Below are 24,399 nucleotides of genomic sequence, written 5' to 3'. Positions count from 1 at the left end.
GCTACTTGCCCCGGGCTTCGAGTTGGCGGCTGAGGATGGTCGAGAACTCGTCGGCAAAGCCTTCGAGCCGCCCGATCATCTTGCCGGCATCGGACGACAATTTGTTATAGGCGATAACCGCCGGAATGGCTGCAACGAGACCGATGGCCGTGGCGAACAGCGCCTCGGCAATCGGCGCAGCAACCACCGCCAGATTGGTGGAGGACGATGCCGCAATAGCCGTAAAGGCATTCATGATGCCCCACACCGTGCCGAACAGCCCGATGAACGGGCCAGCCGAACCCACGGTGGCCAGAAAGCCCAGGCGTTTTTCCAGCGTCTCGCTTTCGCGGGCAATCGCCACGTCCAGCACCTTGTCGAGGCGCTGCTGCATGCCTACGAACGAGGACGCATTCTGCTCGTGGCTGCGCTTCCATTCCTTCATCGCGGCCACGAAGACCGCGCCCAGCCCGCCGGTCGCCTTCTCGGATTGCTGCTGATAGAGCTCTTCCAGCGACTGCCCCGACCAGAACACGCGCTCGAAGCGGTTCATCTCGCCGGCGGCGCGGCGATAATAGAGGGATTTGTCGATGATGATGGCCCAGCACCAGATCGATGCGCCAAGCAGGCCCAGCATCACCAGTTTGACGATCCAGTCGGCGGCCCAAAATAGCCCCCAGATCGAAAAATCGATGTGCGGAGCTGCCGCTCCCACCGCTGTCGCTGCGTCCATGGAGTGATCCTTTCGGCCGGCTTACAGAGCCCGACCTTCAGGCACAGCCCATGGGGTCGGAATTTGTCAAATTTAAGAGAAATGCCATGGCTTCCCGGCCTTTGCGGAGCCCGGCACCATAGGACAGTCCCTTTGCCGCAATTATGGTCAAGGATTGGTTAACAAAGCCTGTCCCCTGACGGCAACGTGAGCGCCGGCATGTGCGCCATGCAAGCGGAACACAGCTGGGGCCCGGAACGCATCAATTCGTGACGGAACCGCGCCTCGGCCGCTCCGTTCGGTATCGTGCAACACAGATTGCGCGCAACGAGGAGGATTTCATGACCATCCGTATCGCATCCATGGCCGCGCTGCTGGCCGCCGGCACGCTCTTTGCCGCCGCCCCGGCCTATGCCGAAGTCATCAACATGACGGCCGAACTGAACGGCCCGTCCGAAGTGCCGCCCACCGACTCTGCCGGCACCGGCATGGTCGAAGCGACATTCGACACCGACAGCAAGGCATTTGCCTGGACTGCCACCTATGAGGGGCTGACCGGGGACGCCACCGCTGCCCACTTCCATGGCCCGGCCGAAGTCGGGGCGACGGCCAAACCGTCGGTTCCCATTCAGGGCTCGCTGGCCAGTCCGATCAAGGGCACGGCGACGCTGACCGATGAGCAGGCCAAGCAATTGCAGGCCGGCATGTGGTATTTCAACGTCCACACCGCCAAGTTCCCCGATGGAGAAATCCGTGGCCAGGTGATGCCCGCTGGCGCCATGTAGCCAATCAGGGGTCGCACGCGGCCCCTTTTTGCTTCTGCCCCGCCGCCAGCCCGCATCTTCCGGCACTTGCTCCCGCGAAAGCTAGGCCGCCAGCCCACCTGCGGCGGCCCACGCTTCTATCGTATCCACCACCCCCGCCAGCCGCTCATCAATGACATGCAGATAGGCCGTCCAGTCGCCAATATGGCTGAGGTCGCTCGCCCCATCCGAAATCCCGCGGACCGCCACCAGCGGCACGACGAAGCGCTGGCAGGCCCGCAACACGGCAAAAGTTTCCATATCCACCATGTCGGCGTCGATAGCCTCGTAGGCCGCCCCCGATACAATATCGGCGCCGGTGGAGAGGCTGGCTTGCCGCAGGCCGGGTACAAGCGGCCCAACGGGCAGGATTATGGGCAGGTCGAGAAACGGCGTCTCGCCTTTGGCAAAACCGATCGGCGACGCATCCATGTCGCGATAGCTCACGGTCGTCGCCTGGAAGATCTCGCCTTGTTCAAGCCTGCGCGATCCGGCCGATCCCAGGGACACCACGAGGTCGGGCAGGTTACCGGCGGCCTCGGCGACAGCCAGGGCATGCGTCACCGCAACCGCCGCTTCCACCGGCCCGACGCCGCAGAGCAGCGGCTTGATCCGGTCACTCAAATAGGGGCCATATTCGGCCGTCGCGGCCATGACGTAGAGAATGTTCATTTGCGATCCTGACCAACGGTCAACGTCTGGTCACGATGCAGTGGTTCGGCCGTCTGCCGCAAGCCGGTCCAGCAGCGCCCTGGGCAGCCGCGCCACCCCGCCAGTGGTCTTGATGGCAACGACCACCACCTTGGCCCGCGTGAGGATCACCCCGTCGCGCTCGATGCTCTGCATCAGCGTCAGCCGCGCACCCGTCATGGCTTCGACGCGCGTGATAACGCTCAACAGATCATCGATATGGGCCGCGCCATCGAAATCGATCGCCATCGAGCGGACCGCGAAGGCGATGCCGTCCTTGGCCAGTTCGAAATGATGGATGCCCAGATCGCGCAGAAATTCCGTGCGCCCACGCTCGAAAAACTTGAGATAGGCGGCGTGATAGACATTGCCCGAAAAATCGGTGTCTTCATAATAGATGCGGACCGGGAAGCGATGGGTCACGATTGCCGCTCCACGATATGCCGGAAGCCGGGGCTGGGATCCAGAAGCTGGCTCGGGAGCATGGGCGGCAGAAGCGGATAGACGCCGAAGCTCTCGACATCGCACTTCACCCAACGGAATTCGAGGCAGAACGCCCCGTCCGTGGCACGATGGCAGATATCGTCGGTAACGAACGGGAAAGCGCTACTCAGTTCGGCTTCGTAATACCAACCGATCTCGTGACAGGCCTCGCCGTTATAGGTGAAGAAGTTCTCGACGAGATAACGCAGCGCGCTGATCTTTGAGGTACAGCCGAGTTCCTCCACAATCTCGCGTTCCAGCGTTTCGGCAGCGGTCTCGCCGAATTCGAGGCGACCGCCAGGCAGCGACCAGAACGTCTCATGCGTGCCGCGATGGATCAGCAAATAACCGTCGCGCCGGATGATCGCCACGGCGCGCATCTGGAACCGGCGGTCCGGCCGCAGGCTGAAGGCCAGCATGGTGCGATCGGGCTCAGTCACCCCTGGCGCTCGTCGTGCAGAACATGGCGCAGGCCCTGACCCAGGTCGCGCAGCGCCTCGGGCAGCCAGCGCGGCAACAGGTTCATCGGCTCAAGCCCCGGTCCATCGAGTGCGATCCAGTGGAACCTGTGCTCGTGGCCTTCGTCATGCGTGATCAGCCAGGGGCTCGTGCCGTCGGGCCGCGCCATATCTGGCAGCTTGGCGGAATAAAAAAATCCCAGTTCGTGGAAATCCTCGCCTTCACGCCGGTAGAAACTCTCCGAGGTCATCAGCAAGGGACCGACTTCTCCGATCAGCCCCGTTTCCTCGGCGATCTCGCGCTTGAGCGACAGGGCGCTTGGCTCGCCCAACTCAACCCGCCCGCCCGGCAGCATGGCATAGCCATCATCGTCCTCGTCGCAGATCAGCACGTGACCATCGATGATGATCACCGCGGCGACGCGATAGTTGAACCGCTGCCCATCGATGGGGAAACTGATCATATGCCGGCTCATTCCGCCTCTGGCTCCTCGAACAGGCTGGCCTGGATGCCCACAAAACCTGGCGGCACGCCCATGCCCAGATGCTGGAACGCCGCCCCCGTCAGCATGCGACCGCGCGAGGTGCGCTGGATGAAACCCTGTTGCAGCAGATACGGCTCGACGATTTCCTCGATCGCATCACGCGGCTCGCTCAGCGCCGCCGCGATGGTTTCGATGCCTACCGGGCCGCCATTGTAGAACTCGGCAATGGTGGCCAGATAGCGCCGGTCGAGCTGGTCGAGCCCCCGCGCATCCACATCCAACCGCAACAGCGCCTTGTCGGCGATGGCGCGGGTGATCTCACCCGAACCGTCAACCAACGCAAAATCCGTCACCCGCCGCAGCAACCGCCCCGCAATTCGCGGCGTACCGCGCGAACGCCGCGCGATCTCCATCGCCCCATCGGGCGCCATCGGCATGCCCAACAGCCGCGCCCCGCGCTGCACGATCAGCACTAGTTCTTCGGGCGTATAGAAATTGAGCCGCACCGGAATGCCGAAGCGATCCCGGAGCGGCGTGGTCAGCAGCCCGGCGCGAGTCGTTGCCCCCACCAGGGTGAATTTTGCCAGATCGATCCGCACCGAGCGCGCGGCCGGGCCCTCGCCGATGATCAGGTCGAGCTGATAGTCCTCCATTGCCGGATAGAGAATTTCCTCGATCGCCGGACTGAGCCGGTGTATTTCGTCGATAAACAGCACATCGCGGTCTTCCAGATTGGTCAGCAGCGCCGCCAAATCCCCCGCCTTGGCGATCACCGGGCCCGAAGTCGCCCGAAACCCCACGCCCAATTCGCGCGAAATGATCTGCGCCAAGGTGGTCTTGCCCAGGCCCGGCGGCCCAACGAACAGCACATGGTCCAACGCCGTCCCGCGCCGTTTGGCCGCCTCGATGAACACTTCCAGATTAGCCCGCGCCGCCGCCTGCCCGACGAACTCGGAAAACCCTGTCGGGCGCAGGGACACATCCAGCAGATCATCGCGACCGGCAGCGGGGGAGGTCAGGCTCATTCCTGGAGCATCCGCGCAGCAATTAGCGCCAAGGCAAAAAGCAACTTTGCTTCCCGCTCGTGATTAGTGAACCCGCCGAAGCCGTCAACCGACCCATTGTAGAGGTCTTCGCCACCGGCATCGGGATAGTTCACCGACATTCCACCATGGCGAGCCCTGATATAACCGGAGGGAGCGCCGAGCCTACGAACCTCGTATTGCTCTGGGACCGACGGACAGGTCAGCGTCAACGTCAGCCCGAGACGCCCCGCTGCTTCCACAACAAGCGCAGGAATTGTCGGCGGCTGTACCTTTGGAAGGTTTAGCGTCTTAAGGTGTTCGACTATGTTTGTCATAAAAAGAGCATCCTGTTCATAGTGAAGATTTGATCCTTCGCCTATCAACGTACGTGGCCAGAACAGGCGCAAAAGCACCGCTTACGCAAACTAAATACGCAATCCCATACGCCACGTAGGTAACGCCCCCGCCTGCCGAAAATCGCTCGGTGCCAACCAGCCCATCAGCGTACCATTCCCACAAATACCCCATAACGGGCACGTAAAGCCACGACGTGAGAAACAGCGCCGGATATTGCTCGGTGAGGCCGAGGTACATCGTGACCCCGCCCATCAACCCGAGTAAAAACGCAACCACATATCGCGGACCGACGCGATCGGTTCCGCATAATACACAGCATACCGCATCCACTATTGCCCAGATTATAGGAATAATTATCGCCGCTAATAACATTGCTAGAAAATAAGAAGAATAAATAACAATAGAAGCATCGATATTGATCGTGCCACTGAACGCCAGATTGAGGGCGATAACGTCTACGATGGATATAAAGAGCGCCAAAGCTGCCAAGCAGACCCAACACAGCAAAATTCGATAGAGTACCGCCAAAAAATACTCTTTTACCATCGCTAGCTACTCAACTCCCGCAGCCCTAACCGGATCAACTTCTCGGTTGGCGTATCATCGCCCTCGCGCGCCACAATCCGCGCCAAGGCCGCCGAGGCCTGGGCGCTGGAGTAGCCGAGATTGGTGAGGGCGGAGACGGCGTCGGTGATGGCACTCGATGCCAGGCCTTCGCCCAATGCGGATTGCAGGCCGAGTACACCAGCATCGATCACGCCCGTGGAGGGCACCTTGCCCTTGAGTTCGGTCACCAGCCGGATGGCCAGCTTGGGCCCGACGCCGCTGGCGCGGCCCATCATCGCCTTGTCCTGCAAGGCAATGGCACTGGAGATTTCCGAGGGCGACAGCGCCGAAAGGATCGCCAGCGCCACGCGCGCGCCTACCCCCTGCACGGTCATCAGCAGGTTGAACCAGGCTTTTTCCGCCTCGCTGGAAAATCCGTAGAGCCGGATCATGTCCTCGCGCACGATGGTTTCAATGAACACCACCGCAGCCTCGCCGACACGCGGCAGGGCCTGCAGCGTGCGCGACGAGCAGAAGGTTTCATAGCAGACCCCGCCGCAATCGATCAGCACGCTGTCATCGGCGAAACTGTCGACCATGCCCTTGAGCTTGCCGATCATGCGATTGCCTTCAAGCGTTGCGCCGCCACCCGGTGATGGGCGTGGCAAATGGCGATCGCCAGCGCATCCGCCGCGTCCTCACCCTTGAAATCGGCCGCCGGCATCAAGGTCTTGACCATCAGCCCGACCTGTCCCTTTTGCGCGTGGCCGGTGCCGACCACGGATTTCTTGACCAGGTTCGCCGCATATTCGGCCACCGGCACGCCGCGCGCCGCCGGCGTCATCAACACCACGCCCCGCGCCTGCCCCAGGATCAGCGCCGAGCGCGGCCCCGCATTGACGAAGGTTTCCTCGACCGCCGCCTCGTCGGGAGCGAACCGGTCAAGCAGCTCGTTGACGCCCGCGAACAGCACGGCAAGCCGGTCGGCCAGTGCGCCGTCCGTCGGTGGGGTCAGCGTCCCGCAGGCCACGAACACGAGCCTGTTACCTTCCGATTCGATGACGCCCCAGCCGCATCGGCGCAGGCCGGGATCGATACCGATGATTCGCACAGCTTTGCTCATGACCCACCTTTAAAGAGGCGCGATCACTCTACCAACCCCAAAGTGAACAAAACGGCAACAGGCGCGGTGGAAAACCGGTGATCGATAAAATTGCAGCCGTCTTGCCAATACCTTCTTCAAGACCCGTCCATAGTGTTCGGCACGGGAATGCATGAAAGTAAACCGATGAGCGCAAGCGCCACACTGCCGCCGCGGGCCTGGAACCGCATCTGGCGGAACGCCGGATTAACCCTGGCCGCCTCCATCGCGGTTTCGATCATACTGACCAATATTTTCATGGAAGTGTTTTCCGCCGGCCTCAACGTGCCGGGCCTGATGGTCGCCGTGCTCATGCCGCTGGTTCTGGGCGGGCCGATGCTGTTTTACCTGACGCTGCGGCACGAACAATTGCGCCACGCCAACCGGCAGCTCGAACTGCTCGCTAGCACCGACTGGCTGACCGCCTGCCTCAACCGCGGCGCCTTCACGACGCGGGTGCTGGCCGATCTGACGCGGCGCGCGGTCGCCTCGACCCGCGATGGCGGGGCCCTGCTGATCATCGATGCCGACGCTTTCAAGCAGGTCAATGACCGGTTCGGCCATCAACAGGGCGATATTGCGCTCAAGCTGATGGCCAACGCGATCCGCGACAGCGTGGGCGTCGCCGATCTGGTGGGGCGCATGGGTGGCGAAGAGTTCGGCGTCTACCTCACTGGCGCCGATCCGCAAACCGCCGACCAGGTGGCCGAACGCATTCGCCATGCGGTCGCCACCGCGCAGTTTTCGCCGCATGGCACGCCCTGGCCCCTGTCGGTCAGCATCGGCGGCGCCACTTTTGCCCGACGTGCCGATTTCAACGACCTTTACCGCCTTGCCGATCAGCGCCTCTACCAGGCCAAGAGCCACCGCCGTGATTGCGTCGACCTGATGCAGGCCGCCTGATTGCAGCGCCCGTTTGGAAACGGCAAGCGGCCTGAACCGACGAACACCATACCATTTTTGATCCGGGCGCTCTCCTCAGCGCCCGGACATTGGATCATTGCTTATGCAGAGAGATTTTCCATGGCCCCTTCCAGATCCCGCAAAGGCTTGCATGGCTGGTCGAGCGTCGCCCGGTGGACCCTGTTCGGAACCCTGGGCTGCGTACTGGTCTCGGTCGCCTTCAATACCGTGATGTTCGACGACCTCGGCGCGCGGGCCCAGTGGCGCTCGATCCTGAGCGCGACGGTCCTGCCGGTGCTGCTGGGCGTGCCATTGTTCTTCTATATGAGCATGCGGCTGCGGGGGCTCGCCATGAGCAATCTGCGCCTGGGACTGGTCGCCCGCACCGATAGCCTGACGTCCTGCCTCAACCGGGGCGCCTTCACCGCCAAGGTCACGACGCTGCTCGGTCGCACCGATCCGCCGCCCAGCGGCACCCTGCTGATGATCGACGCCGACAATTTCAAGGCCATCAACGACCTGTTCGGCCACGATGCCGGCGACGAGGCCCTGACCATCATCGCCCGCGCCATCCGCTCGACCTTGCAGGCCGGCGAACTGGTGGGGCGCATGGGCGGGGAGGAATTCGGCGTCTACCTGCCTGGCGTCGACCACCATGGCGCCGAGATCAGCGCCGAACGCATAAGGCGCTCGGTCAATCTGGCGATATTTTCACCCGATGGCCGGGCGCGGCAGCTGTCGGTGAGCATTGGGGGGGCGGTCTTTGAGGGCGGCGCCAGCTTCTCGGATCTGTTCCGGATCGCCGATCAGCGCCTCTACAACGCCAAGGAAGCCGGCCGCAACCGCGTCACCATCGTGCACGCCACCGACTATCCCGATATCGCGCTCAGCAAGGCCAGCTAAGGCGCGATCCGCGTCCCATCGGCGGCGAAGGACTGCAGATACGCCACCAGATCGCTCAACTGCACCGGATCGCGTTGTCCACCAAAAGTCATGCTGGTGCCGGGGAACTGCTTTTTGGGCAGGAACATGTAGCGACGCAAATCCGTCACCGTCCAGATCCTGCCCGCCTCATTGGCCCTGATCAACGTGGGCGAATAGGAATAGCCCGGCAGGCGGGCGACCGGTGCGCCCACGATGCCGTTGAGCTGCGGCCCCAGCTTGTTGGTCGCGCCCTCGCCGATAAGGTGACACACTTGGCAGCGCTGCCCGAACAGCGCTTCGCCGGCCGCCACATCACCCTGCGCAAAAGCCGTCGTCGTCCCAACCAGCAGCAGGCCAATCGTCATTCCAAGCTTGAGCATGTCCGCCCTCCTGTTTGACGCCAGGATGATACGGACTTTTCAGAGGCTCGCAAAGGCGGCCGAGAACGGCGATCAGGCTTCGAGCTTGGCCATGTCCTCGTCGCTCATCTCGAAGTTGGAATAGACGTTCTGCACGTCGTCATCTTCTTCAAGCAGGTTGATCAGCTTCATCAGGACGGCACCCTTTTCCGCATCGATCGGCGTATTGGTCTGCGGCTTCCAGATTGCCTTGATCGATTCGGCTTCCCCCAGCACCTTTTCGAGCGCCGCCGACACTTCGATCATCGCCTCGAAGGAGGTGTAGATCCAGTGGCCGTCCTCATCGCTCTCGACGTCATCGGCACCAGCCTCGATGGCGGCTTCCATGATCTTGTCGGCCGAGCCGGCCTTGATCGGGTATTCGATCTCCCCGATCTTGTCGAACATGAAGCCGACCGAATTGGTTTCGCCCATGGCGCCACCATTCTTGGAGAAGGTTGAGCGCACGTTGGACGCGGTGCGGTTGCGGTTGTCGGTCAGCGTTTCGACGATGATGGCGACGCCGCCCGGCCCATAGCCCTCGTAGCGGATTTCTTCGTAGTTATCGCCGTCATTGCCGATGGCCTTCTTGATGGCGCGTTCGATATTGTCACGCGGCATCGACAGGGCACGGGCATTGTTGACCGCCAGGCGCAGGCGGGAATTGAACGCCGGGTCGGGCATGCCCAGCTTGGCAGCGACGGTGATTTCGCGCGCCAGCTTGGAAAAGACCTTGGAGCGAACCGCGTCGCTCTTGCCCTTGCGGTGCATGATATTCTTGGCGTGTGAATGGCCTGCCATTCTGGTCCCCATCTATGCTTATCGAGATTTTGCTTGGCTTATAGGGGCACGAAAGCCAATTGTGAAGCTTGCACGTCGCCTCCGCCGCACGCGCAATCGATAACCACATCTGCCAAGCCCCCTTGGCGCGCGCCGCGTGATATGCACCATGCGCCGCTATTGGAGACTGTGTGTGCAACCCTTGCTTTGGTGCTTTTTCTCGTGGCGCGGCCGGCTGAACCGGCAGGAATTCGCGCTCGCCTTCTTTTTCCTGGTGCTGGTGACCTATCTGGTCGGCCGTATCCTGGTCCAGAACATGGTCGGCCCGACCAATGCGGGCCAGCCATGGACCGCTGAAGATCTGACCATGGCCCAGACCGAGGCGCAGATGCTGGCCTATGTGCTGACCGCCTGGCCCACGCTGACGCTACAGGTGAAACGCCTGCGCGACCTCGGCTATTCCTGGCTTTACCTGGTGGGCGCCAATATCGCGGTGGCCGCAATCATGCTGATTGCGCCGGTTATTGCCATTATTCTGGCTGTTATTGCATCGCTCTGGCTGTTCTTCTGGCCGGGCAAGCAGGCGTAGCCTCCCACCCAGCAGGAGCAGCTTTTGGGGCACAACATAGCGCCACCCACCGATCTTCCCGCGGGCTTGACCCGCGGGCCTCTGGCCACTTGTGCCGTGTTGAGGGTGGCCCGCGGGTCAAGCCCGCGGGAAGGACAGTGGGTGGGGCGGCATTGACGGGCAATGGGGGATTGAAGCTGAGGCAGCAACAGATGCCGCCAACCAACCCTAGAACTCCGGCAGCGCCTGCGCCAGAACCCCGCCGATCCGCACCGGCATCACCTTGATCGCCAGCCCGGTACGCGGATCGGTCTCGACCGCCACGCCCGACAGCGTCGCCTCGCCCTCGGCCGGCGAGAACCGGCCACCCATGATGCCGGTCAAAAACCGGTTTAGCGGCTCGTCGGCCTCAACCCCGATGACCGAATCATAATCGCCGCACATGCCGGCATCGGCCATCAGCGCCGTGCCGCCCTTGAGAATGCGGTGATCCGAGGTTGGAATATGGGTATGCGTGCCCACCACCAGTGACACCCGGCCATCCAGAAAATGCCCCATGGCCTGGATTTCCGAGGTTGCCTCGGTGTGGAAATCCACGATGATCGCATCGGCTTGCTCGCCCAGCGGGCACGCCGCCACCGCCGCCTCGACGGCGCGGAACGGATCGTCGGCCGGCCCCATGAACACCCGGCCCAGTGCGTTGACCACCAGCACCCGATGGCCATTGCGGCCCTCGATAAACATCGCCCCGCGTCCCGGCGTGCCGGGGGCCATATTGATGGGGCGCACCAAAGTGGTTTCACGCTCGATATAAGTCAACGTCTCGCGCCGGTCGAAAGCATGGTCGCCCAGCGTCACGATATCGGCGCCGGCATCGCGAATGCCGCTAAAATGCGGCTCGGTCAGCCCATTGCCGTGGCTGGCATTCTCGCCATTGACCACCACGAAATCGAAGCCATAGGTGGCAATGATGCCGGGCAGGCGTTCGGCAACCGCATCGCGGCCGGCGCGGCCGACGACGTCGCCCAAAAACAGTAATTTCATTGCGACGATCCGAAATGGCGCACGCCGGTCTCGGTCACCACGACATCGAGCGGAATGTCATGCGCCTCGCGCGGGATGGCATCGAGTTCCTGGGCGGCGAAAGCCAGCCCGATAAGGCGCGGTCTCTTGGTCAGTTGCGCCAGGGTGCGATCATAATAGCCGCCGCCATAACCCAGTCGCGTGCCCAACCGGTCGAACCCCAACAGCGGCATCAGCACCACGTCCGGCTCCGCCTGCGGCGCCAGTTCCGCCGGCGCCAGAGTACCGAATCCCGAGGGATAAAGTGCTGCGCCCTGCTCCCAGACGCGCATTTCCAGCGCTTCTTCGGGCCCCAGCACCACAGGCAGCACCACAGGCTGGAAACTGTCCATCAGCCGCACCAGGATGGGCTGGCAATCCAACTCGTCGCGAATGCGCCAATAGGCGGCCACGACGGCGCCCGATGCCAGTTCGATATTGTTGAAGAAGTGTTCGGCGACGGCTTGCGCTGCCTCGGTGCGGGTGCCCTGCGGCAGGGCCGCGCGCGCCGCTAGAGCCTTCAGCCGCAGCGCCGCCTTGGCATTTTCGATTGTGTCGTCAGCCATGCCGCGCCGTTGGTCCGTCCGCCGGAAAATAGGTGCCGCCCTGGCCGTGGGATACACGATCCCGGGAACCTACTTTACGTAGGTGGGCGCCGTATGTCTGAGCCCAGGAGCCCAGTCAGGGACAGCTCCCTAAGGATCGTTAAGGCCCCGGGGATATAGGTATCCGCACGCGCCGGGCAGCACGCATAGATATAGTGCGTTCACGCGCGGAGTGCAAAGGGGGAAGTTAGAGCAGTCTGTTGATATCGCGCAATCCGTGAACGACACGAACAATCAAAACTCCGTCCTCACGGGCCTCAAATATCACCACGTGTGATTGATATCGATGCACACGCACGCTTCTCCTGGCGTTTTGATACTCCGGCACTGCAAGTGGGCGTTCAGCGATAAATGCCAAAGAAGCCAGCAATCCGTCGCGATAAGTCTCGGCTTGCTGCAGACCAAATTTCCTTGCGCTCTGGATAAAGATTGATGAGAGATCGCGCCTCGCGGCTTGCGAAAACTTAAGCCGCATCGCTGTCGGCTTCTCCAGCCAAGTAGCGTTGCCGGGCTTCTTCAAAAATCTGCTCGGCCGTTAGTTCACTGATGCCACTGGCAAAGCCTTCTTCAATCAGCCGGTCGAATTCGGCAATGGCGGCCGCCCGCTCCTGATCGTGCCGGATCAGATCGCGTACGTAATCGCTGGAATTTCCGTACTTCCCGTCGCGCACCTGTGCCTCAACCCATTCCTTCATTGGATCGGGGAGCGATACATTCATCGTGGCCATGGTAAATCTCCTTTGCCCCACGAATAGCAGGCTTTGGCAAACCTTGCCATAGCCTTGTCTTGCCCCGCTCGGCCAGTCGCAATAGTCTACAGCCGCTGTTAAAGGTGTACTGTGCGGACATTGATCCACTTGGGGCTGATCATTCTGGCGCTCATTCTGAGCGCTCCGGCCGCCACGGCCGAGGATGCCCAATCCCCTTCCTGCAGCACTCTTGACGGCCTCAAAATTTGCATCCGCCCGGCGGTCTATGTGGTGGACGTCTGCGAAGCCATCGCCACCTTCGCCAAGCGTTACGAGCTACCCGAAGCCTTCTTTGCCCGCCTGATCTGGCAGGAAAGCCGCTTCGATCCCGCCGCCATCAGCCCCGCCGGCGCGCAGGGCATTGCCCAGTTCATGGCCGGCACGGCAAAGCTGCGCCGCCTGGACAATGCCTTCGATCCCGCGCCGGCCTTGGCGAAATCGGCCGAATATCTGCGCGAACTCGAGGTCAAATACGGCAATCTGGGCCTGGCTGCCGCAGCCTATAATGCCGGGGAGGGCCGCATAACCCGCGTCGTCACGGCCGGTAGTGGCGTTCCGTTCGAAACCCGCGACTATGTGTCGATCATAACCGGCCGCCCGATCGACTACTGGCTCGGCGCTGCGCCCGAGGCGATTGACTACGCCTTGCGGCCCGAACGGTCTTTCATTGCCGCCTGCGTCGAGATGGCCAAGGCCACCCCGATGCCGCAATTCCTGCCCGATCCGGCGGCTTGGCAGCCCTGGGGCATCCTGATCGCGCAAAACTTCGGCCGCGATCTGGTGCTGCGCCGCTTCACCCGCGCCCAGGACAGCTATGCCGCCGTGCTCGGACCCGAAAAACTGATGCTGATTTCAGTGCGCAATTCCAACTTCGGCCCCCGCACCCGCTATTCCGCCATGGTCGGCCGCCCGACGCGCAAGGAGGCGCAACTGCTCTGCGATGCCTTGCTGGCGATTGGCGGCAATTGCATTGTTCAGAAGAACGGCCCCTAGGGCACCAGGCCCGTATCATCCAGCGCCGACGCCACCGATTCGAGTTTGCGCGCGGCTTCATCCAGCTTGGCGGCAAAGCGCTCTTCCAGCGCTTCGATCTCAGCCGACACTTCCTGTCCTGCCCGCGTCAGCACCGTCACTTCGGTCTGCAATTCCTTGATCTTGCGCTCGGCCTCGGCCAGCTCGTCGACCACGGCAATCCCGGCCATCACCGTCAGCCGGTTATCGCCAATCTCGCCGACCGCACCCTTGAGCCCCTCGACCTGCGCGTTGAACCGTGCCGCCAGCCCGATCAGGTGCTTTTGCTGGCCCTCTTCGCAGGCCATGCGATACTTGCGGCCATTGATCTCGACATTGACTTCGGGCATCGGGAAAAATCCTGAGGTGGGTTGAGATTCAGGTCAGACCGAGGCGAAAATGGCGGACTTCGAGAACCGGAGCGGAGCGTACTCCGAGTACGTGAGCACCGGAAGCGCAGAAGTCCGACATTTGCAGGCCGGTATCACCTGAATATCGACCCACCTCCTACTTTGCCAAGACTTCGCGAACGGTTTCCATCGCCACGACCAGGCGGCGCGACACGTCATGAGCGCTGTCATCGAGCCGCTTGGCCCGCGCCGCCGCTTTGTCCAACTCGGTCGCCAGCCGCGCGCGCTCGGTCACCAGCCGCTGGGTATCCACTTCCATGCGGTTGAGCTGCCGTATCCGACCGTTGAGGTTCTTGACGCTGGCATCGAGCCGCGCCATGGCCTGATCGAACCGGCCATTGGCCGCCTCCACGCTGTCGTGCTGTCCGCTCTCGCTCATGGTCCGCCGCACCTCGACCTCAGTCGGTCACCCGTATCAGTTAGCCCCAGGGGCCCACCGATGCAACGTCCGACCCCACCGTCATTGACAGGCAATCGGAACCTGTTATGCCTCGAACCGCCTCTGGAAGCGGGCTCGCGGGGCCGCTTCTCCACAGTTTTATGCGACATGAGAAAGCGGAACGGCAGATGACGAACACAGCCCAGCAGAACGATTTGGCCAATGCGATCCGGTCCCTATCCATGGATGCGGTCGAAAAAGCCAATTCCGGCCACCCGGGCCTGCCGATGGGCTGCGCCGATATCGCCACCGTCCTGTTCACCAAGGTGATGAAGTTCGATCCCGCCGACAGCAAATGGGCTGACCGCGACCGCTTCGTCCTCTCGGCCGGCCACGGCTCGATGCTGCTCTACTCCTCGCTCTATCTCCTCGGCTACGAGGACATGACCATCGAGCAGATCAAGAACTTCCGCCAGCTCGGCTCCAAGACCGCCGGCCACCCCGAATATCATTTCGCCCAGGGTATCGAAACGACGACCGGTCCCCTCGGCCAGGGCGTCGGCAATGCCGTCGGCATGGCCGTCGCCGAAGCCAAGCTCGCCGCCGAATTCGGCAATGACATCGTCGATCACCACACCTGGTGCCTCGCCGGTGACGGTTGCCTGATGGAAGGCATTTCCCAGGAAGCCATCGCGCTTGCGGGCCACCTCAAGCTCAACAAGCTGACCCTGATCTGGGACAACAATTCGATCACCATCGACGGCGCCGTCTCCAATTCCGACAGCACCGACCAGATCGCCCGCTTCAAGGCTTCGGGCTGGAACACCATCGCCATTGATGGCCACGACCAGGCCGCCATCGAAAAGGCGCTGCTCGACAGTAAGAAGTCGGACAAGCCGACCCTGATCGCCGCCAAGACCATTATCGGTTTTGGCGCTCCCAAGAAGCAGGGTACCGAGAAGGTCCATGGCGCTGCGCTCGGCGCCGAGGAACTGGCCGCCGCCAAGGCCAATCTGGGCATTACCTACCCGGCCTTTGAAATCCCGTCCGAGATTCTCTCCACGTGGCGCGCCGCCGGCACTCGCAGCCAGAACGTGCGTGGCGAATGGCAGTCGCGCCTTGCCGCCTCCGCCAACAAGGCCGAGTTCGAGCGCCGCACCAATGGCGAACTGCCGGTCGGCTTCCTCGAAGCCATGGACGCGCATAAGCGCAAGCTGACCGCCGACAAGCCCAAGGTGGCCTCGCGCAAGGCCAGCCAGATGGCGCTCGACGTCATCAACAAGGTGGTGCCCGAAGTGCAGGGCGGCTCGGCCGACCTGACCCACTCCAACCTGACCAATACCGTCGAAATGGTGCCCTTCACCGCCGCCAACCGCGCCGGCCGCTACATGATGTACGGCATTCGCGAACAGGGCATGGCCGCTACCATGAACGGCATCGCGCTGCATGGCGGGCTGATCCCCTACGGCGGCACCTTCATGTGCTTCACCGATTATGCCCGCCCCGCCATTCGCCTCTCGGCGCTGATGGGCCAGCGCGTCATCTATGTGATGACCCACGATTCCATCGGCCTCGGCGAAGACGGCCCGACCCATCAGCCGGTCGAGCACATGTCGGCGCTGCGCGCCATTCCGAACCTGCTGGTCTTCCGCCCCTGCGACGCGGTGGAAACCGCCGAATGCTGGCAGCTCGCCATGGAAAGCACCACGGCGCCGTCGATCCTGGCCCTCAGCCGCCAGAACCTGCCGACGGTCCGCACCGAATACACCATGGAAAACAAGTCGGCCAAGGGCGCCTATAACCTGATGGGCGACCTCGATGCGGACGTGGTGATCTTCGCCACCGGCTCCGAAGTCGCCATTGCGGTCGACGCCCTGCCGCTGTTCCAGGAAAAGGGCATTTCGGCCCGTATCGTCTCCGTGCCCTCCATGGAACTGTTCGCCAAGCAGTCCGACGCCTACCGCACCGAAATCATCGGCAAGGCCAAGGCCCGCGTTGCCATCGAAGCCGGCATTTCGATGAGCTGGGATAAGCTCCTGGGTGACAAGGGCCGCTTTGTCGGCATGCACTCGTTCGGCGCTTCGGGGAAAATCGAAGACCTGTACCCCTACTTTGGCATTACGCCTCAAGCCATTGTTGAAGCCGCCACCGCACAGTTGTAAGAAGCCCTCGGCTCCCCCCGCCACACTACTCTAAGGAACTTTTCCATGGCAGTTCGCGTCGCCATCAACGGCTTCGGCCGCATCGGCCGCAATGTCCTCCGCGCCATCATCGAGTCGGGTCGCACCGATATCGAAGTGGTCGCCATCAATGATCTCGGCCCAGTCGAGACCAATGCCCACCTGTTCCGCTTCGACAGCGTGCATGGCCGCTTCAAGGGCGACGTCGTCGTCGATGGCGATACCATCGACGTCGGCCGTGGCCCCATCAAAGTGACCGCTGTTCGCAATCCCGAAGAGCTGCCGCACGCCGCCATGGGCGTCGATATCGCTCTGGAATGCACCGGCATCTTCACCGCCCGCGACAAGGCCGCGATGCACCTCAAGGCCGGCGCCAAGCGCGTGCTGATCTCGGCTCCGGGCGAAGGCTCCGACCTGACCGTGGTCTATGGCATCAACCACCAGAAGCTGACGCACGAGCACATCATCGTCTCGAACGCCTCGTGCACCACCAACTGCCTGGCCCCGCTCGCCTATGTGCTGAACGAGACCGTCGGCATCGAAAAGGGAATGATGACCACCATCCATTCCTATACGGGTGACCAGCCGACCCTCGACACCATGCATAAGGACCTCTATCGCGGCCGCGCGGCCGCCCTGAGCCAGATCCCCACCTCGACCGGCGCCGCCAAGGCCATTGGCCTGGTCCTGCCCGACCTCAAGGGCAAGCTCGACGGCATCTCGATCCGCGTGCCGACCCCCAATGTGTCGCTGGTGGATTTCAAGTTCATCGCCAAGCGCAACACCACGGCCGACGAGATCAACGAGATCGTCAAGGGCTACGCCGACGGCGCCCTCAAGGGCATCCTCGGCTATACGCTGCACCCCAACGTATCGATCGACTTCAACCACGACAGCCATTCCTCGACCGTCGCCTTCGATCAGACCAAGGTCATGGACGGCAATTTCGTCGCGGTCCTGTCCTGGTACGACAATGAATGGGGCTTCTCCAACCGCATGGCCGACACCGCCGTGGCGCTGGGCAAGACGCTCTAAGCTGGCGGCTTTGCTGCACAATCGGCCCCGTCGCTCTGCGGCGGGGCTTTTTTCTGCCGGCAGCTTTTGGCCTACCAATTTGGTTTATGACCATCAGGAGGGACCGGCATGGACAAGATCGATTTCAAGGCAGAGCTGAAACACCTCTACCAGCCCGGCACCCGCGACTTCGTTTTTGTCGACGTGCCCGATATGACCTTCGTCATGATCGACGGCCAAGGCGATCCGAACACGGCCGCCAGCTATCGCACAGCCGTTGAATGGCTCTATGCGGCGAGCTACGCCATGAAGTTCGCCTCCAAAGACTTGGGGCAGGACTATTTCGTGCCACCGCTGGAAGGCCTCTGGTGGGCGGATGAACCCAATGATTTTGTCGTCAGCAACAAGGCGAACTGGCGCTGGACCATGATGATCATGGTGCCCGATTTCATCACCCGCGCCATGTATGACACCGCAGTCGAAAAATCCGCTGAAAAACTGGGCGACGCGCCAGCCAGCCTGCGCCTCGAGAGCTTTGCCGAGGGCCGCGGCCTCCAGATCATGCATCTGGGCAGCTATGACGAGGAAGGCCCCGCCCTGGAACACTTGCACGAAGTGGAGATGCCCGGTCGCAAGCTGGTGTACAACGGACATCACCACGAGATCTATCTCAACGATCCCCGCAAGACCGCGCCCGCCAAACTCAAGACTATCCTGCGCCAGCCGGTCAAACCTGCCTGAGCGCTTGCCAGCGCTGTGCCTGCACCCCTAGTCTTTGCCAATCCACCGCGCCCCGAGGGCAGACGCCGCATGAGCCTTGACCGTTCCGTCCGCTGGCGCGGCCTCGACCCCGCCACCATCGAACATTGCCACGTCATTTCCACCGAACGCGACACCCGCATTCGCGGCGCCATCATCACGCCCACCTATGGCCTGTTCTACCGCATCAAGCTCGACGACACCGAACACGTCCGGACCGTCAAACTCGAACGCACCGACGGCAAGGTGCTCGAACTGTTCTCCGACGGCGCCGGCAACTGGTCCGACGACCGCGCCGAGCCACTCTCGGCCCTCAAGGGCTGCATCGATATCGACATCTGGCCAACACCGCTAACCAATTCCCTGCCCATCTGGCGCAGCCAGTGGACAATCGGCACCCCGCAACGCTTCACCATGGCCTGGATCGACGGCGACGAAATGACCGTCCGACGCGACGAGCAAATTTACACCCAGCTCGACGCCACCCATTTCCGCTATCAGTCGGCCGACTTCGAACGCGATATCGAAGTCGACGCCGACCGGCTGGTGGTGACCTATCCCGGCCTGTTCGAACGCGTCGACTAACCCCTGTCGTCCCAGAGTCACCGACTCGCGCTAAAACTCCACACGCAAGCGTCTGGAGGCAATCATGTTTCACGTCATGCGCAAAATCCTGCCCGCCATTCCCCCCACCGCGGTCATCAGTGGCTGGATCGGCCAGCCGCTGATATTGCTGCTGCCCCCCGCCGCTGCCACCGGCTTCCTGCTCTGGCGTGATCGTGCCATCCGTCGCCGCGTCGGCCTCGCCGCCTGGCCCAGCGACGGCTTTGCCCGCCACGTGCTGACCGACGACCTGGGAACCCTGGCCACCATCACGCTGGCCAGCGCTCCGCTGTTTTTCATCGGCCAACTGGCCCATGCGGTGACCATGGTAGCCTGAGCAAGCGAGCCGCCTCTTCCCCCTCCGGGTCCACTCTGCTACGCACGGCAAACTTCGGCACGGCGGGGACCAGCATGAGCGCGACCTTCAAAACCCTTGATGAACTCGATCTGACCGGCAAGCGCGTGCTGCTGCGCGCCGACCTCAACGTGCCGGTCGCCGATGGCAAGGTCACCGACGCGACCCGCATCGAGCGCCTGATCCCCACCATCCGCGAAATCGTGCGCCACGACGGCAAGGTGATCCTGCTCAGCCATTTTGGTCGCCCCAAGGGCAAGGTCGATCCCGAATTTTCGTTGGAAATCGTCGCCTCCACCGTCGCCGACCTGACCGGCCATCCCGTGGGTTTCATTCCCACCGACTGGACCGATGTCTCGGGCGCCAAAAAGGCCATCGACGCCGCCCCCGCCGGCAGCGTCTTCATCCTCGAAAACACCCGCTTTCATCCCGGCGAAGAGACCAACGATATCGAACTTGCCAAGACCATGGCCAGCCTCGGCGACGTTTATGTCAACGACGCCTTCTCAGCCGCCCACCGCGCCCATGCCTCGACCGAAGCGCTGGCGCGCTTGCTCCCCGCCGCCGCGGGCCTCGCCATGCAGGCCGAACTCGAAGCGCTCGAAGCCGGCCTCGGCAAGCCCAGGAAACCTGTCGTCGCCATCGTGGGCGGCGCCAAGGTTTCCTCCAAGATCGATTTGCTGGAAAATCTCGTCACCAAGGTTGATGGCCTCGTCATCGGCGGCGGCATGGCCAATACGTTCCTGCATGCGCAGGGCTTTGGCGTCGGCAAGTCGCTGGCCGAAAAGGACCTCGCCGAAACCGCCCTGCGCATCATGGACAAGGCCATCGATAGCGGCTGCGCCATCATCCTGCCGATCGACGCGGTCGTCTCCTGGCACTTCAAGGCCAATTCCCCGACCCGCCTCTACAGCGCCGAAGCCATCGATCCCGAAGGCATGATTCTGGATATCGGCCCCTCCTCGATCGAGCGCATCAAGGGCGCCATCGACGATGCCCATACGGTGGTCTGGAACGGCCCCATGGGCGCCTTCGAAATGACCCCGTTCGACGCCGGCACCGTCGAAATCGCCCGCCACGTCGCCCACCGCACCAAGGCCGGCCTTTTGACCTCCGTCGCCGGCGGGGGCGACACCGTCTCCGCGCTCGCCCATGCCGGCGTCAAGAACGATTTCACCTACGTCTCCACCGCCGGCGGCGCGTTTTTGGAGTGGATGGAAGGCAAGCCATTGCCAGGGGTTGATGCGCTGAAGAAGTAGGCCGTCTACAAATTTTCGTACACGAATATTGATCTGATCAGATTTTTGGTGTACGGAAATGGTGCAACTGGTCTACGACGAAGCCAAGCGCCTCCAGAACATCGCGAAGCACGGCTATGATTTTGCCCTGCTTCGCCCTGAGTTCTTTCTTTCGGCTGTTGTCCTTGGCGCCCATAGTGGGCGCCGCAAGGCCATCGGCGAAGTCGATGGACAAGTTGTGATAACCGTGGTGCACGCGGTGCTTGGAACGGAAGCGATTTCAATCGTGTCTATGCGCCCTGCGAGTCGCAAGGAAAGAGCCACCTATGCGCGAATTGCGTGAATTGACAGACGAGGAAGAGGCCCAAATCCAGCGCCAGATCGCTAGCGACCCTGACGCGCCAGAAGCCACTGATGAAGAATTGGCTCAAAGCAAGTCGTTTGCGGAAGCCTTTCCCGAAATGGCCGAGGCAATCCGGCGCGGCCGTGGGCGCCCAAGAATCCATGCTCCCAAAGAAGCGGTTACCCTGCGTCTTGATCCCAACACCTTAGCAAAATTCCAAGCCACCGGCGACGACTGGCGGTCGAAAATGAGCGAAGTCTTGGACAAGGCAAAGGTCTAAGCTCGCCGCCAAAGGTTCCATATTCATCCCTCCACCCTTCGTCTAATAACCCTAGGTCTAATCGCCGTCGCCCAAACGAAAGTCTAATCTTGCCCTATCGCCAGCAAGATCAGGACGCCACCGATGTCGTTGAACGCCACCGCCCAGAAACTCATGGAAACGGGCAAGGGCATCCTTGCTGCCGATGAATCCGAAGGCACCATCGCCAAGCGCTTCACCAAGATCAACCTGCCCAATTCTCTGGACTTGCGTCGCGATTATCGCGAGATGCTGTTCCGCTCCACCGATGCGATGAAAAATTACATTTCCGGCGTCATCCTCACCGAGGAGACCTTGGAACAGTCCGCCGCCGATGGCACCTCGTTCCGCGCCATGATGGCCGATGCCGATGTCATCCCCGGCATCAAGGTCGACCGCGGCGCCTTCCCCATGCCGGGCGATGCCGGCGAAAAGATCACCGAAGGCCTCGATGGCCTGCGCCAGCGCCTGCAGCGTTATGCCACCCAAGGCGCCGGCTTTGCCAAATGGCGCGCCGTCATCACCATCAACGACGTCGCCCCCACCCGCAACAATATCCGCGCCAATGCCCATGCGCTGGCCCGCTACGCCATCCTCTGCCAGGAATCGGGCATCGTCCCCGTCGTCGAGCCCGAAGTCGTCGGCGACGGCGATCCAGGCAATCACTCGATGGAGCGCTGCGCCCAGGTCACCAGCGAAGTGCTCGAAAACGTGTTCAAGGAACTGCGCCTCGCCGGCGTCGATCTCGGCGGCATGCTGCTCAAGCCCAATATGATCATGCCCGGCATCAATTCGCGCGACCGCCCGACCGTGCAGGATATCGCCAAGCGCACCGTCGAGGTGCTGCGCGAGCACGTGCCCGCCGCCGTCCCCGGCATTGCGTTCCTGTCCGGCGGCCAGACCGACGAAGAGGCCACAGCCCACCTCTCGGCCATCAACCAGATCAAGGGCCTGCCCTGGCCGCTGACCTTCTCCTATGGCCGCGCCCTGCAGAATGTCGCCCTGCGTACCTGGGCCGGCCGCCGCGAAAACTTCCCCGCCGCCCAGGCCGCCTTCACCCACCGCGCCAAAATGAATTCGCTGGCCGCCCTTGGCCAGTGGGAGCCGGCCCTCGACCAAGCCGCCTGACCCCTTAGACGTCCCAACGTCAAACTCGACGCGCCCCTGCCCGGGGCGCGTTTTTTTTGCTGGCCAACTCCACATTGCGCCCGCCCCGGCTTTTCCATATTGAGACAGTCGTCCCTTTTGTCGCCCAAATGGCGCTGCATAGAGCGTCACTGCGTCAACTCTCCGGAAGCCCATGGCCGCACAATTGTTCATCGTCACCCCTGCGTCCGCCGATCCGGAAGCCTTTGCGCCCACGCTGATGGCCGTGCTGGCCGCCGCCCAGGTCTCGGCCATCCTGGTGCGCCGCGATGATCGCAGCGAGGCTGACTATGCCAAGCTCGCCACCGCCATCATCAATGTCGGCCAGGGTGCCGGTTGCGCCGTGCTGGTCGAGGAAGACCCCGCCCTCGCCAAGCGCCTCGGCGCCGATGGCGTCCATATCTCCGGGGGCGCGGCAGCCGTCAAAGCCGCCGTCAAGGCGCTCAAACCCGCCCTCATCGTCGGCGCTGGCAATGTTCAATCCCGCCACGATGCCATGACCATGGGCGAGATGGACGTCGACTACGTATTCTTCGGCCCGCTCGAAGGCGCGACCGACGCAGCCGCCAATGACCTCGCTTTGTGGTGGGCCGAAACCTTCGAAATCCCCGCCGTGCTGAGCGATCCCGGCGCCAACCCGGAACTGGCTCAAACCGCCGCTGTCGAATTCGTGGCGCTCTCCACCAGCCTCTGGACCGCCCAGCCTGCCACGACGGCCGCCCAGTTCGCCACAGCGATGGAGCAAGCCTGATGCGCCGCTTCGCCCCAGCCCTGCTGCTCGCCTCAATGCTCGTCCCGTCCATGGCCGCAGCGCAGGACAATGCGCCCGCCCCCACCAGCAATCCGGCCGAGGCGATCAGTAACGAAATCTTCGGGCCCCGCCAGCGCATCGACGAGGCCTTCGGCGCCTTCCAGCGCGGCTATTTCCTGACCGCGCTCGAATTGGCCCTGCCCCGCGCCGGCCAGGGCGATGCGGCCGCGCAGACCCTGATTGCCGAGATTTACGCCAAGGGCCTGGGCGTCGCCGAAAATCCCTCCCGCGCGGCCGGCTGGTATCAGCTTGCCAGCAATAATGGCGACATGCTCGCCAGTTTCGAATTGGCTTTGCTCTATCAGGAAGGCGCCGGCGTGCCGCTCAATCGCCAGCGCGCTGCCGACCTATTCAAGAAGGCCGCCGACGCCGGCTATATGCCCGCCAAGTACAACATGGCGCTGCTCCACGTCGAAGGCACCTATGCGTCCCCCAGCCTGACCGAAGCCGCCAAGCTGCTCAAGGAAGCCGCCGACGCCAAGCTCCCCGAAGCCCAATACGATTACGGCACCATGCTGATCGAAGGCGCCGGTTCCGTTCCCGACCCGGTCGGCGGTGCCAAATATATTGGCCTCGCCGCCGAGGCCGGCCTGATCGATGCGCAGATCGATTACGCCACCCTGCTCTATATGGGCCAGGGCATCGCCAAGAACGCCACCGACGCCGCCAGTTGGTATCAGCGCGCCGCCGAAGCCGGCAGTCCCGTGGCGCAGAACCGCTATGCCAAGCTGCTCGCGGTCGGCGAAGGCACCACCCTCAATCTCGAAGATGCCGCCATGTGGCGTGCCCTCGCCCGCCGCCAGGGCCTGAGCGATCCGGCGCTCGATCGCCTGCTGGTCTCCATTCCCGGCCCCGAACTGGCCCGCGCCGAAGAGCGCGCCCGCTTCTGGCCCTCCGAATTGCCCGACGCCAACGCCACCACCAAGCCGGCGGTCGACCCGGCCGCCGATGGCCAGACCACCCTGCCCGCGCCAACCGATGCCGGCCAGGCGCCGCCTGCCGCCGCGCCACCGGCGCCGGGCACCACCGACGCCCCCGTGCCCGCCATCAAGCAAAACCCTTGAACCGGCGCCCGTTCTGGGGCAATAAGCCCCCCACGCCCCTATAAACGTGTCGCTTTGAGCCAGCCGCCATCGCGGATGCTCCCGAGCGGCACTGCCAACCCACACCCGAAAAACGAGACA

Annotated in this window: 34 protein-coding genes and 1 other RNA gene; 16 read left to right on the top strand and 19 right to left on the bottom strand. The window is 62.8% G+C overall.

Going from position 1 to position 24,399, the window contains the following annotated elements; genetic code table 11:
- Position 1 precedes the first annotated feature (1 nt).
- Complete coding sequence (gene tolQ / locus ABIB57_RS20310; protein WP_354043067.1) at positions 2 to 712, bottom strand: protein TolQ; 711 nt, start codon at positions 710 to 712, stop codon at positions 2 to 4.
- Positions 713 to 1,032: 320 nt separating this feature from the next.
- On the opposite strand from tolQ, the gene ABIB57_RS20305 reads away from it, so the two are divergent.
- Positions 1,033 to 1,476 carry a CHRD domain-containing protein gene (locus ABIB57_RS20305; RefSeq protein WP_354043066.1) on the top strand — a complete coding sequence of 148 codons (444 nt, stop codon included), beginning with the start codon at positions 1,033 to 1,035 and terminating at the stop codon, positions 1,474 to 1,476.
- An 81-nt stretch (positions 1,477 to 1,557) separates the two neighbouring features.
- On the opposite strand, the gene ABIB57_RS20300 is transcribed toward ABIB57_RS20305, so the two are convergent.
- Genes ABIB57_RS20300 through ruvC form a run of 9 tightly spaced genes read right to left on the bottom strand, consistent with a single transcriptional unit; the run spans position 1,558 to position 6,661 of the window.
- Positions 1,558 to 2,166, bottom strand: a complete 609-nt coding sequence (locus tag ABIB57_RS20300; protein WP_354043065.1) for a 5'-methylthioadenosine/S-adenosylhomocysteine nucleosidase — start codon at positions 2,164 to 2,166, stop codon at positions 1,558 to 1,560.
- A 30-nt stretch (positions 2,167 to 2,196) separates the two neighbouring features.
- Positions 2,197 to 2,607: a YbgC/FadM family acyl-CoA thioesterase gene (locus tag ABIB57_RS20295; RefSeq protein ID WP_354043064.1), complete on the bottom strand. Its 411-nt coding sequence runs from the start codon at positions 2,605 to 2,607 to the stop codon at positions 2,197 to 2,199.
- A complete protein-coding gene (locus tag ABIB57_RS20290) occupies positions 2,604 to 3,107 on the bottom strand; it encodes an NUDIX hydrolase (protein ID WP_354043063.1) in 504 nt (167 codons plus the stop codon). Before ABIB57_RS20290 ends, ABIB57_RS20295 begins: the two co-directional genes overlap by 4 nt.
- Entirely contained in the window at positions 3,104 to 3,589 is a 486-nt protein-coding gene (locus tag ABIB57_RS20285; protein ID WP_354043062.1) for an NUDIX hydrolase, read from the bottom strand. Before ABIB57_RS20285 ends, ABIB57_RS20290 begins: the two co-directional genes overlap by 4 nt.
- Positions 3,590 to 3,597: 8 nt before the next feature.
- Complete coding sequence (gene ruvB / locus ABIB57_RS20280) at positions 3,598 to 4,635, bottom strand: Holliday junction branch migration DNA helicase RuvB (RefSeq protein WP_354043061.1); 1,038 nt, start codon at positions 4,633 to 4,635, stop codon at positions 3,598 to 3,600.
- Positions 4,632 to 4,970, bottom strand: a complete 339-nt coding sequence (locus ABIB57_RS20275; protein ID WP_354043060.1) for a hypothetical protein — start codon at positions 4,968 to 4,970, stop codon at positions 4,632 to 4,634. Before ABIB57_RS20275 ends, ruvB begins: the two co-directional genes overlap by 4 nt.
- A gap of 16 nt (positions 4,971 to 4,986) precedes the next feature.
- The gene (locus ABIB57_RS20270) at positions 4,987 to 5,538 is read right to left on the bottom strand and encodes a hypothetical protein (RefSeq protein ID WP_354043059.1); all 552 of its coding nucleotides are present in this window, start codon (positions 5,536 to 5,538) and stop codon (positions 4,987 to 4,989) included.
- A gap of 2 nt (positions 5,539 to 5,540) precedes the next feature.
- Positions 5,541 to 6,158: a Holliday junction branch migration protein RuvA gene (ruvA, locus tag ABIB57_RS20265; protein WP_354043058.1), complete on the bottom strand. Its 618-nt coding sequence runs from the start codon at positions 6,156 to 6,158 to the stop codon at positions 5,541 to 5,543.
- A complete protein-coding gene (gene ruvC, locus ABIB57_RS20260; protein WP_354043057.1) occupies positions 6,155 to 6,661 on the bottom strand; it encodes a crossover junction endodeoxyribonuclease RuvC in 507 nt (168 codons plus the stop codon). The genes ruvA and ruvC overlap by 4 nt, the downstream gene beginning before the upstream one ends.
- A gap of 165 nt (positions 6,662 to 6,826) precedes the next feature.
- Between ruvC and ABIB57_RS20255 the strand changes: the two genes are divergently transcribed.
- Entirely contained in the window at positions 6,827 to 7,582 is a 756-nt protein-coding gene (locus ABIB57_RS20255; protein WP_354043056.1) for a GGDEF domain-containing protein, read from the top strand.
- Positions 7,583 to 7,702: 120 nt separating this feature from the next.
- A complete protein-coding gene (locus ABIB57_RS20250; RefSeq protein ID WP_354043055.1) occupies positions 7,703 to 8,485 on the top strand; it encodes a GGDEF domain-containing protein in 783 nt (260 codons plus the stop codon).
- Here the strand turns inward: ABIB57_RS20250 and ABIB57_RS20245 are convergent.
- The gene (locus ABIB57_RS20245) at positions 8,482 to 8,886 is read right to left on the bottom strand and encodes a c-type cytochrome (RefSeq protein ID WP_354043054.1); all 405 of its coding nucleotides are present in this window, start codon (positions 8,884 to 8,886) and stop codon (positions 8,482 to 8,484) included. The genes ABIB57_RS20250 and ABIB57_RS20245 overlap by 4 nt on opposite strands.
- A 72-nt stretch (positions 8,887 to 8,958) precedes the next feature.
- Entirely contained in the window at positions 8,959 to 9,705 is a 747-nt protein-coding gene (locus tag ABIB57_RS20240) for a YebC/PmpR family DNA-binding transcriptional regulator (RefSeq protein WP_354043053.1), read from the bottom strand.
- 172 nt (positions 9,706 to 9,877) lie between these two features.
- Between ABIB57_RS20240 and ABIB57_RS20235 the strand changes: the two genes are divergently transcribed.
- Entirely contained in the window at positions 9,878 to 10,273 is a 396-nt protein-coding gene (locus ABIB57_RS20235; protein WP_354043052.1) for a DUF805 domain-containing protein, read from the top strand.
- Positions 10,274 to 10,480: 207 nt separating this feature from the next.
- On the opposite strand, the gene ABIB57_RS20230 is transcribed toward ABIB57_RS20235, so the two are convergent.
- From ABIB57_RS20230 to ABIB57_RS20210, 5 genes are all read right to left on the bottom strand, one after another.
- Entirely contained in the window at positions 10,481 to 11,296 is an 816-nt protein-coding gene (locus ABIB57_RS20230) for a TIGR00282 family metallophosphoesterase (RefSeq protein WP_354043051.1), read from the bottom strand.
- Positions 11,293 to 11,880 carry a 5-formyltetrahydrofolate cyclo-ligase gene (locus tag ABIB57_RS20225; RefSeq protein ID WP_354043050.1) on the bottom strand — a complete coding sequence of 196 codons (588 nt, stop codon included), beginning with the start codon at positions 11,878 to 11,880 and terminating at the stop codon, positions 11,293 to 11,295. The genes ABIB57_RS20230 and ABIB57_RS20225 overlap by 4 nt, the downstream gene beginning before the upstream one ends.
- Before the next feature lie 28 nt (positions 11,881 to 11,908).
- Positions 11,909 to 12,066, bottom strand: a non-coding RNA gene (gene ssrS / locus ABIB57_RS20220) — 6S RNA.
- 40 nt (positions 12,067 to 12,106) lie between these two features.
- On the bottom strand, positions 12,107 to 12,439 hold the full coding sequence (locus ABIB57_RS20215) for a type II toxin-antitoxin system RelE/ParE family toxin (protein WP_354043049.1): 333 nt from the start codon (positions 12,437 to 12,439) through the stop codon (positions 12,107 to 12,109).
- Complete coding sequence (locus tag ABIB57_RS20210; RefSeq protein ID WP_354043048.1) at positions 12,384 to 12,647, bottom strand: type II toxin-antitoxin system ParD family antitoxin; 264 nt, start codon at positions 12,645 to 12,647, stop codon at positions 12,384 to 12,386. The genes ABIB57_RS20215 and ABIB57_RS20210 overlap by 56 nt, the downstream gene beginning before the upstream one ends.
- A 111-nt stretch (positions 12,648 to 12,758) precedes the next feature.
- Between ABIB57_RS20210 and ABIB57_RS20205 the strand changes: the two genes are divergently transcribed.
- Entirely contained in the window at positions 12,759 to 13,661 is a 903-nt protein-coding gene (locus ABIB57_RS20205; protein ID WP_354043047.1) for a lytic transglycosylase domain-containing protein, read from the top strand.
- Here the strand turns inward: ABIB57_RS20205 and ABIB57_RS20200 are convergent.
- Together ABIB57_RS20200 and ABIB57_RS20195 are read right to left on the bottom strand one after the other, a co-directional pair.
- Positions 13,658 to 14,029, bottom strand: a complete 372-nt coding sequence (locus ABIB57_RS20200) for a cell division protein ZapA (protein ID WP_354043046.1) — start codon at positions 14,027 to 14,029, stop codon at positions 13,658 to 13,660. The two genes, ABIB57_RS20205 and ABIB57_RS20200, sit on opposite strands and share 4 nt — an antisense overlap.
- A 157-nt stretch (positions 14,030 to 14,186) precedes the next feature.
- Entirely contained in the window at positions 14,187 to 14,468 is a 282-nt protein-coding gene (locus ABIB57_RS20195; protein ID WP_354043045.1) for a DUF4164 family protein, read from the bottom strand.
- A gap of 188 nt (positions 14,469 to 14,656) precedes the next feature.
- Between ABIB57_RS20195 and tkt the strand changes: the two genes are divergently transcribed.
- From tkt to ABIB57_RS20140, 11 genes are all read left to right on the top strand, one after another.
- Positions 14,657 to 16,630 carry a transketolase gene (gene tkt, locus ABIB57_RS20190; RefSeq protein ID WP_354043044.1) on the top strand — a complete coding sequence of 658 codons (1,974 nt, stop codon included), beginning with the start codon at positions 14,657 to 14,659 and terminating at the stop codon, positions 16,628 to 16,630.
- A 45-nt stretch (positions 16,631 to 16,675) separates the two neighbouring features.
- Positions 16,676 to 17,683, top strand: a complete 1,008-nt coding sequence (gene gap, locus ABIB57_RS20185; protein WP_299724308.1) for a type I glyceraldehyde-3-phosphate dehydrogenase — start codon at positions 16,676 to 16,678, stop codon at positions 17,681 to 17,683.
- A gap of 108 nt (positions 17,684 to 17,791) precedes the next feature.
- Positions 17,792 to 18,403: a GyrI-like domain-containing protein gene (locus ABIB57_RS20180; protein WP_354043043.1), complete on the top strand. Its 612-nt coding sequence runs from the start codon at positions 17,792 to 17,794 to the stop codon at positions 18,401 to 18,403.
- A 69-nt stretch (positions 18,404 to 18,472) separates the two neighbouring features.
- On the top strand, positions 18,473 to 19,006 hold the full coding sequence (locus ABIB57_RS20175; RefSeq protein WP_354043042.1) for a putative glycolipid-binding domain-containing protein: 534 nt from the start codon (positions 18,473 to 18,475) through the stop codon (positions 19,004 to 19,006).
- A 64-nt stretch (positions 19,007 to 19,070) separates the two neighbouring features.
- Positions 19,071 to 19,361, top strand: coding sequence for a hypothetical protein (locus ABIB57_RS20170; RefSeq protein WP_354043041.1), 291 nt, complete (start codon positions 19,071 to 19,073; stop codon positions 19,359 to 19,361).
- A 74-nt stretch (positions 19,362 to 19,435) separates the two neighbouring features.
- Positions 19,436 to 20,638: a phosphoglycerate kinase gene (locus ABIB57_RS20165; protein ID WP_354043040.1), complete on the top strand. Its 1,203-nt coding sequence runs from the start codon at positions 19,436 to 19,438 to the stop codon at positions 20,636 to 20,638.
- 58 nt (positions 20,639 to 20,696) lie between these two features.
- Positions 20,697 to 20,960, top strand: coding sequence for a BrnT family toxin (locus ABIB57_RS20160; RefSeq protein WP_354043039.1), 264 nt, complete (start codon positions 20,697 to 20,699; stop codon positions 20,958 to 20,960).
- A complete protein-coding gene (locus ABIB57_RS20155; protein WP_354043038.1) occupies positions 20,944 to 21,240 on the top strand; it encodes a BrnA antitoxin family protein in 297 nt (98 codons plus the stop codon). Before ABIB57_RS20160 ends, ABIB57_RS20155 begins: the two co-directional genes overlap by 17 nt.
- A 123-nt stretch (positions 21,241 to 21,363) precedes the next feature.
- The gene (locus ABIB57_RS20150) at positions 21,364 to 22,386 is read left to right on the top strand and encodes a class I fructose-bisphosphate aldolase (protein ID WP_354043037.1); all 1,023 of its coding nucleotides are present in this window, start codon (positions 21,364 to 21,366) and stop codon (positions 22,384 to 22,386) included.
- A gap of 172 nt (positions 22,387 to 22,558) precedes the next feature.
- Positions 22,559 to 23,155, top strand: coding sequence for a thiamine phosphate synthase (locus ABIB57_RS20145; RefSeq protein ID WP_354043036.1), 597 nt, complete (start codon positions 22,559 to 22,561; stop codon positions 23,153 to 23,155).
- Positions 23,155 to 24,279: a tetratricopeptide repeat protein gene (locus ABIB57_RS20140; RefSeq protein ID WP_354043035.1), complete on the top strand. Its 1,125-nt coding sequence runs from the start codon at positions 23,155 to 23,157 to the stop codon at positions 24,277 to 24,279. Before ABIB57_RS20145 ends, ABIB57_RS20140 begins: the two co-directional genes overlap by 1 nt.
- Positions 24,280 to 24,399 lie beyond the last annotated feature (120 nt).

The sequence above is a fragment of the Devosia sp. UYZn731 genome, from assembly GCF_040546795.1.
Classification (GTDB): domain Bacteria; phylum Pseudomonadota; class Alphaproteobacteria; order Rhizobiales; family Devosiaceae; genus Devosia.
Note: the sequence above shows the minus strand (reverse complement) of the source record. Positions and strands in the feature narration are given on the sequence as shown.

Bases quoted from the DNA above. Each gene is read 5' to 3' on its own strand.
- ABIB57_RS20210 (WP_354043048.1), bottom strand. From the start codon at position 12,647: ATGGCCACGATGAATGTATCGCTCCCCGATCCAATGAAGGAATGGGTT.
- gap (WP_299724308.1), top strand. From the start codon at position 16,676: ATGGCAGTTCGCGTCGCCATCAACGGCTTCGGCCGCATCGGCCGCAAT.
- ABIB57_RS20305 (WP_354043066.1), top strand. From the start codon at position 1,033: ATGACCATCCGTATCGCATCCATGGCCGCGCTGCTGGCCGCCGGCACG.
- ABIB57_RS20180 (WP_354043043.1), top strand. From the start codon at position 17,792: ATGGACAAGATCGATTTCAAGGCAGAGCTGAAACACCTCTACCAGCCC.
- tolQ (WP_354043067.1), bottom strand. From the start codon at position 712: ATGGACGCAGCGACAGCGGTGGGAGCGGCAGCTCCGCACATCGATTTT.
- ABIB57_RS20150 (WP_354043037.1), top strand. From the start codon at position 21,364: ATGTCGTTGAACGCCACCGCCCAGAAACTCATGGAAACGGGCAAGGGC.
- ABIB57_RS20140 (WP_354043035.1), top strand. From the start codon at position 23,155: ATGCGCCGCTTCGCCCCAGCCCTGCTGCTCGCCTCAATGCTCGTCCCG.
- ABIB57_RS20230 (WP_354043051.1), bottom strand. From the start codon at position 11,296: ATGAAATTACTGTTTTTGGGCGACGTCGTCGGCCGCGCCGGCCGCGAT.
- ABIB57_RS20155 (WP_354043038.1), top strand. From the start codon at position 20,944: ATGCGCGAATTGCGTGAATTGACAGACGAGGAAGAGGCCCAAATCCAG.
- ABIB57_RS20175 (WP_354043042.1), top strand. From the start codon at position 18,473: ATGAGCCTTGACCGTTCCGTCCGCTGGCGCGGCCTCGACCCCGCCACC.
- ABIB57_RS20300 (WP_354043065.1), bottom strand. From the start codon at position 2,166: ATGAACATTCTCTACGTCATGGCCGCGACGGCCGAATATGGCCCCTAT.
- ruvB (WP_354043061.1), bottom strand. From the start codon at position 4,635: ATGAGCCTGACCTCCCCCGCTGCCGGTCGCGATGATCTGCTGGATGTG.
- ABIB57_RS20200 (WP_354043046.1), bottom strand. From the start codon at position 14,029: ATGCCCGAAGTCAATGTCGAGATCAATGGCCGCAAGTATCGCATGGCC.
- tkt (WP_354043044.1), top strand. From the start codon at position 14,657: ATGACGAACACAGCCCAGCAGAACGATTTGGCCAATGCGATCCGGTCC.
- ABIB57_RS20165 (WP_354043040.1), top strand. From the start codon at position 19,436: ATGAGCGCGACCTTCAAAACCCTTGATGAACTCGATCTGACCGGCAAG.
- ABIB57_RS20170 (WP_354043041.1), top strand. From the start codon at position 19,071: ATGTTTCACGTCATGCGCAAAATCCTGCCCGCCATTCCCCCCACCGCG.
- ruvC (WP_354043057.1), bottom strand. From the start codon at position 6,661: ATGAGCAAAGCTGTGCGAATCATCGGTATCGATCCCGGCCTGCGCCGA.
- ABIB57_RS20250 (WP_354043055.1), top strand. From the start codon at position 7,703: ATGGCCCCTTCCAGATCCCGCAAAGGCTTGCATGGCTGGTCGAGCGTC.
- ABIB57_RS20270 (WP_354043059.1), bottom strand. From the start codon at position 5,538: ATGGTAAAAGAGTATTTTTTGGCGGTACTCTATCGAATTTTGCTGTGT.
- ABIB57_RS20275 (WP_354043060.1), bottom strand. From the start codon at position 4,970: ATGACAAACATAGTCGAACACCTTAAGACGCTAAACCTTCCAAAGGTA.
- ABIB57_RS20195 (WP_354043045.1), bottom strand. From the start codon at position 14,468: ATGAGCGAGAGCGGACAGCACGACAGCGTGGAGGCGGCCAATGGCCGG.
- ABIB57_RS20240 (WP_354043053.1), bottom strand. From the start codon at position 9,705: ATGGCAGGCCATTCACACGCCAAGAATATCATGCACCGCAAGGGCAAG.
- ABIB57_RS20225 (WP_354043050.1), bottom strand. From the start codon at position 11,880: ATGGCTGACGACACAATCGAAAATGCCAAGGCGGCGCTGCGGCTGAAG.
- ABIB57_RS20285 (WP_354043062.1), bottom strand. From the start codon at position 3,589: ATGATCAGTTTCCCCATCGATGGGCAGCGGTTCAACTATCGCGTCGCC.
- ABIB57_RS20145 (WP_354043036.1), top strand. From the start codon at position 22,559: ATGGCCGCACAATTGTTCATCGTCACCCCTGCGTCCGCCGATCCGGAA.
- ruvA (WP_354043058.1), bottom strand. From the start codon at position 6,158: ATGATCGGCAAGCTCAAGGGCATGGTCGACAGTTTCGCCGATGACAGC.
- ABIB57_RS20160 (WP_354043039.1), top strand. From the start codon at position 20,697: ATGGTGCAACTGGTCTACGACGAAGCCAAGCGCCTCCAGAACATCGCG.
- ABIB57_RS20255 (WP_354043056.1), top strand. From the start codon at position 6,827: ATGAGCGCAAGCGCCACACTGCCGCCGCGGGCCTGGAACCGCATCTGG.
- ABIB57_RS20245 (WP_354043054.1), bottom strand. From the start codon at position 8,886: ATGCTCAAGCTTGGAATGACGATTGGCCTGCTGCTGGTTGGGACGACG.